Origin of the sequence: Celeribacter halophilus, from assembly GCF_018860305.1 — a bacterium.
Lineage (GTDB): Bacteria > Pseudomonadota > Alphaproteobacteria > Rhodobacterales > Rhodobacteraceae > Celeribacter > Celeribacter halophilus_A.
On sequence record NZ_JAHKPE010000014.1, the window covers coordinates 1 to 6107 of the forward strand.

At 55.1% G+C, this 6107-nt stretch carries 6 protein-coding genes; 5 read left to right on the top strand and 1 reads right to left on the bottom strand.

All coding sequences use genetic code 11. From position 1 onward, the window contains the following. Window positions 1-18: 18 nt before the first annotated feature. Window positions 19-1175, bottom strand: a protein-coding gene (locus KO492_RS03605) for an IS3 family transposase (protein WP_216043725.1) whose coding sequence is annotated in 2 segments (ribosomal slippage) — window positions 19-923 and window positions 923-1175 — 1158 coding nt in all. Because the reading frame shifts where the segments join, the coding sequence is not laid out codon by codon here. A 138-nt stretch (window positions 1176-1313) separates the two neighbouring features. Here KO492_RS03605 and KO492_RS03610 point away from each other — a divergent pair. The 5 genes from KO492_RS03610 to KO492_RS03630 are packed head-to-tail and all read left to right on the top strand — an operon-like array spanning window position 1314 to window position 5270. Then, complete coding sequence (locus tag KO492_RS03610; protein ID WP_216043726.1) at window positions 1314-1901, top strand: TetR/AcrR family transcriptional regulator; 588 nt, start codon at window positions 1314-1316, stop codon at window positions 1899-1901. A gap of 54 nt (window positions 1902-1955) precedes the next feature. After that, a complete protein-coding gene (locus KO492_RS03615; RefSeq protein WP_216043727.1) occupies window positions 1956-2372 on the top strand; it encodes an organic hydroperoxide resistance protein in 417 nt (138 codons plus the stop codon). Next, entirely contained in the window at window positions 2281-3534 is a 1254-nt protein-coding gene (locus tag KO492_RS03620; protein ID WP_252735255.1) for an iron-containing alcohol dehydrogenase, read from the top strand. The genes KO492_RS03615 and KO492_RS03620 overlap by 92 nt, the downstream gene beginning before the upstream one ends. A 12-nt stretch (window positions 3535-3546) precedes the next feature. Next, entirely contained in the window at window positions 3547-4581 is a 1035-nt protein-coding gene (locus KO492_RS03625) for an NADP-dependent oxidoreductase (RefSeq protein ID WP_216043728.1), read from the top strand. Window positions 4582-4592: 11 nt separating this feature from the next. Next, entirely contained in the window at window positions 4593-5270 is a 678-nt protein-coding gene (locus KO492_RS03630) for a type 1 glutamine amidotransferase domain-containing protein (RefSeq protein ID WP_216043729.1), read from the top strand. The last annotated feature ends 837 nt before the right edge of the window (window positions 5271-6107 follow it).

A 6107-nucleotide genomic window follows, 5' to 3' on the forward strand; every position in this document is an offset into this window, starting at 1 on the left:
TGAGGTGCCCCTCATTTCCTAGACGCCCGCCTTGTTCATATTCTGCTGTTTCATTTCATAGTCAACCGGTGACAACAGGCCGTTGTTCGTGTGCTTGCGTGTCGGATTGTAAAACATCTCGATGTAGTTGAACACGTCCTGCCTTGCGGCGTTGCGTGTGAGATATGTTCGCCGCCTGATCCGTTCACGCTTCAAGAGTTGAAAGAAGCTCTCCGCGACAGCGTTGTCGTGACAATTTCCACGGCGGCTCATGCTGGCATCCAGATTGTGTTTTCTGAGAAACGATTGCCACTCTTTGCTTGTGAACTGGGAGCCTTGATCAGAATGGATCATGACTTTGGTCTTCGGTTTACGCCGCCATACGGCACTCAGTAGGGCTTGTAAGGCGAGGTCAGTTGTCATGCGTGATTGCATGGACCATCCGACGACGCGCCTTGAAAACAGATCGATGACCACAGCGAGATATGACCAGCCTTCATGGGTTCTGATGTAGGTAATGTCGGTCACCCAAACCGCGTCAGGTGCCGCAACCTCAAACTGTCTGTCCAGCGTGTTGTCAGCGACAACAGCAGGTTTGCCGCCATAGCGACCAGGCCGACGCTTGTATCCGATCTGCGCCGAAATGCCTGCAAGACTGGCCAGCCGTGCCACACGGTTCTCAGAGCAGGTCTCGCCAGCATCGCGCAGATCATCGGCCAGTTTCCGATAGCCATAGACCTTCCCGCTCTCTGTCCATGCTTGGTGGATCAGCTCTGTCTGCCGCGCATCTTCATACGCTCGCGCACTTAACGGTTCTTTAAGCCATGCATAGAAGCCACTGAAATGCACAGCCAGCACACGACACATCGACCGTACAGAAAACTCGAAACGGTGAGCCTCTATGAACGCGTACTTCACTGTGACTCGCGCGCGAAGTACGCGGTCGCCTTTTTTAGGATTGTCCGCTCCTCAGTAACCCGTGCCAACTCACGCTTCAGCCGCCTGATCTCTGCCGCTTGTTCAGCAACCTCGGATCTGACCTGGGGCGACTTGGAAAATTGTGCCTTCCAAGTGTACAGAGATTTGGTGCTGACCCCCAGTCGTTCAGCAACCTCGCTGACTGAATATCCGCGCTCAACAACCTGCGCCACGGCATCCTGCTTAAACTCATCCGTAAACCGAACTCTTTTGTTCATAACCGTCTCTCCTTGCTTCCCAAATTACCAAGCAAGGCGTCTACAAATCTAGGGGCGCCTCAGTCTCACAGATTCGTGAGTGAGAAAATAGCGCGCCACCTATAGACGACCGGTCTAATGGCACCTATGTAGCGGGTCATGGAACACCAAAACGACACCCGCTCTCGGATATTAACCACAGGACGCCGCCTGACAGCCCAGCAGGGTTATACAGGCGTTGGCCTGAGTACACTTTTGAAAGAGGCTGGCATTCCGAAGGGGTCGTTCTACCACTACTTCGCATCGAAAGAGGCATATGGCTGCGCGCTGTTGAGCGAGTTTATGACAGAGTATAGCCATCGCCTGAATGCCTCTCTCACGCATCCAGACATGAATGCACGGTCTCGGCTCTTGACCTATTTCGAAGGGTGGCGCGAAAAACAACTCAGCCCGAACCTTGAGGATCGGTGCCTGGTGGTTAAACTGTCGGCAGAAGTTGCTGACCTATCGGAGAACATGAGCAACATCTTGCAAAAAGGTGTGTCCGACATTGTTTCGCATCTGGCGAAGACCATAGAGCAGGGGCAGAGCGAGGGCACGATTGCATCGATCGAAAACCCTCAGACCTTGGCTGAAATGATCTATCATATGTGGCTCGGGGCCAGTCTCGTTGCGAGCATCTCTCACAGTGATGCCGCTCTTAATTCCGCAATGGATGCGACAAAAGTGCTTGTTCCAGCACCATAACTCTCAAAAATTTGTCATCACGAAAGACGACCGGTCTATTCGTAAAGGAAAATCATGAAAATTTTCTACAAAACCACCGCAACCGCAAGCGGAGGGCGCTCCGGCACCGCAACCCTGAACGACGGAAGCCATTCGGTCCAGATGGTCCGCCCGGATAGTGGCGAGCCGGGGGTGAACCCTGAACAGCTATTCGCACTTGGCTATGCTGCCTGTTTCGACAGCGCAATGGAATTGATGGCCAAGCAGCTTAAGCTTGATGCCACAAAGGCGACAACCACGATTGACGTCGGCATTGGCCAACGCGCCAAGGGTGGTTTCGCGCTTGATCTGGACATCACCATTCGTTTGCCGGGCATGGCAGCCGATGACGCAAAGCGCCTTGTCGAAGCTGCGCATCAAGTTTGCCCGTACTCCAACGCCACACGCAACAACATCGACGTGCGCCTGCACATTGAAGCTGAAGAGGTCTGAAACAATGAAGAATTTCGATTTTCACAATCCAACACATATCCTGTTTGGTAAGGGTCGTATCGCGGACTTGCAGGATCAGGTTCCTGCTGATGCAAAAGTTCTCATCGTCTACGGCGGTGGCAGCGCTGAACGCACCGGCGTTCTTGCACAGGTGCGTGAGGCGCTTGCGGGTCGCACGTTGGTCGAATTCGGTGGGATCGAGCCGAACCCGCGTTTTCACACCGCACTCAAGGCGGTTGAGGTTATCGGCAAAGAAGACATCACGTTTATTCTTGCAGTTGGCGGCGGATCGGTCATTGACGCCACCAAATTCATCGCGGCAGCTGCTCTTTATGACGGCGATGCATGGGACATCCTGACATCGCGCGGGTCGGTCGTGAAAGGCGCGGTCCCGTTCGGCACCGTGCTGACACTGCCCGCGACAGGATCAGAGATGAACTCTGGATCCGTGATCACCAATTCTGAAAAGGGCGCCAAGCTCCCCTTCATGAGCGCGCACTGCTATCCCGTCTTTTCGGTGCTCGACCCGGAAGTCACCTACTCGCTGCCGCCGCGCCAGATCGCCAATGGTGTTGCGGATGCCTTTGTTCACATCATCGAACAGTATCTGACCTATCCGTCTGCTGCGCGCGTTCAAGACGGTTTTGCCGAAACGCTGCTGCGCACCTTGATCGAGCTTGGCCCCAAGGCGCTGAAGACGCCTGAAAATTATGACATTCGCGCCAACCTGATGTGGACGGCAACACTGGCCTTGAACGGTCTGATCGGCGCGGGTGTGCCGCAGGACTGGTCGAGCCATATGATCGGCCATGAAATCACCGCGCTGAACGATACCGATCACGCCCGTACGCTGGCCGTGGTGCTGCCCGCGCTGATGAATGACCAGCGCGGCCCTAAACGCGAGAAGCTACTGCAATATGCTGCAAATGTCTGGGATATCCGCGAGGGCGATGAGGATGCTCGGATCGACGCAGTAATCAAGGCCACGCGAGACTTCTTTGAATCGATGGGCATCAAAACACGCCTGAGCGATTACGCCCTCGCCAAAGCCGATATCGACCACATAGTCGCAGCGCTCAAAGAACACGACATGATTGCTCTTGGCGAACATGGTGCCATCACCCCCGAGGATGCCCGCCGCATTCTTGAAGCTGCTTTGTAAAGGATATTGAACATGACACAGACAGAGACCGTAAACCGCCAGTTCGTGCTGGCGGAGCGCCCCAAAGGCGCGCCGACCAAAGAGACACTCCGCCTGGTTGAAACAGACGTTCCCGAGGCAGGTCCGGACCAAATGCTTTTGCGCACGGAATTCCTGTCGCTCGACCCCTATATGCGCGGTCGCATGAGTGACGCCCCCTCCTATGCCGCTCCGGTGGAAATCGGCGGCGTCATGCAGGGTGGAACCGTTGCACAGGTGGTTGTTTCGCACATCGAAGGGTTTGCACCGGGCGACTATGTCCTCAGCTTCAGCGGCTGGCAGGATTATGCCCTGAGCGATGGAACCGGCGTCACCAATCTGGGCAAATCTCCCGCACATCCCTCATGGGCGCTTGGCATCATGGGCATGCCCGGCTTTACGGCTTGGGCAGGTCTGACCCAGATCGGCGCCCCGAAGCCGGGCGAGACCATCGCCGTGGCCGCTGCAACCGGTCCAGTCGGCGCCACTGTCGGCCAGATCGGCAAGATCCTTGGCTGCCGCGTGGTCGGTATTGCGGGCGGACCGGAGAAATGTGCCTATGCGGTTGATGAATTAGGCTTTGATGCCTGTATCGACCACAAGGCAGACGACTTTGCCGAACAGCTTACCAAGGCCACCCCTGATGGCATTGATGTCTATTTCGAGAATGTCGGCGGCAAGGTGCTCGACGCTGTCATCCCGCTGCTGAACCCCAACGCAAGGGTGCCGGTCTGCGGACTGATATCACAATACAACGCGACCGCCCTTCCCGACGGTCCCGATCGGATGAACTGGCTTATGGGGCAAATCCTTCGCAAGAAAATCAAGATGCAGGGTTTCATTATCTTTGACGACTTCGATCATCTGTATCCGGAGTTTGCGAAAGAAATGGGTGCGTGGATCGAAAGCGGTGAAATTCAATACCGTGAAGAGATTATCGATGGTCTGGAAAATGCACTCGAAGCTTTCATCGGCCTGTTAAATGGCGAGAACTTTGGCAAGCGCGTCATTCGCGTTGGGCGCAACTGAAAGGCAAGGCCATGAAGTTTCTAATGGTACTGACATCCCATGACGCACTTGGGGACACGGGCAAAAAAACCGGCTTCTGGCTGGAGGAATTTGCAGCCCCCTACTACGTTTTCAAAGACGCAGGCGCCGATATCACATTGGCCTCGCCCAAAGGCGGCCAACCGCCGATTGATCCCTCCAGTGACAATCCCGATGCACAGACTGATGACACCCGTCGCTTCAAGGACGACAGCGACGCGCAAAGGCATCTCGCGAACACGCTGACGCTTTCGGACGTGACCGAAGACGGGTTTGACGCGATCTTCTATCCGGGCGGTCATGGCCCCTTGTGGGATCTCGCCGAAGACGCGGACAGCAAACGCCTGATCGAGGCCTTCGCCGCCGCCGACATGCCTGTTGGAGCGGTCTGCCATGCACCCGCCGTGTTCCGGCACGCCCAAGGGGCGGGCGGCAAACCGCTGGTTTCCGGCTGCCGCGTAACGGGCTTTACCAACACTGAAGAAGAGGCCGTGGCCCTCACCGACGTTGTGCCATTCCTGGTAGAAGATATGTTGAAGGCAAATGGCGGTCTGTACGAAAAAGGCGCAGACTGGAGCAGCTTCGTGTTGCGAGATGGCAAACTTGTCACCGGCCAAAACCCTGCCTCATCCGCCGCCGCCGCGCAAGAGATCCTCGCGCTGCTGAAATAGGGGCATGGCCCTGTGTAAAAGGCGATAATAGCCTGATCCGCTTCCCTTGAACTGGACGCGACAGTCGGGTGCTTCAGATCAGGGCGGTTTCACTCGTGAACCCGCCCTTAGAACCTGTGAGATTTACTAACGCTCTTTAAAGAAGTGGATCAGGAAGGCCTCATGCCGCTATTCTACTTTTCGACGGCTCGCGGCCCAAACCTGCTGACCTTGGTGGTTTTGATGCCTAACAGCCGCTCCCGGGACCGAAGCGGATATGACCTGTGTAGCCGCAAGCACCAGAGGCTTTCCGAGGTGACGAGCGGATTGCAGACATTAGCTGCATGCGCACATATCCATCCTCAGATCAGTGAAAGTTGTTATTCGAGGCATGGAAGCTTAACCAACTATGCTGCGGCATGCACCAAAGTCAGCAATGCGCAGGAGGCAATCTTTGTGAAGTATCCCGTCTGAGAGGGTGTTGCGACAACATTGGCCCTGAGCGGACATCTATGCTCAACGAAGCTAATTGTTGATCCTTGTCTGAATCGGCCGTTCATGCCGGTTGTTCTACCAAATTTGGAGTCAACATGCTGTACGAGTGTTTTTCAACACAGTCAGCCCGTGCCAAACTCCGGTTCAAGCTGCTGGCGACCCAGCCATCGAATTTAACAGTTTCAAGTGATCAAAGTGGAAAATAGATAAATGCAAATAGGTCTTTGGCGAAACTTCTGATAACTGCGTTGTCGCCCTAAAATCTGCGCGACTGGCGACTGGTTTGGAGACGCATACTGAATGCTTTATGTCCATTCAAGCTCACGCCAGAAATGGAACCTGTACTCCAAATGTTTCGGCAAG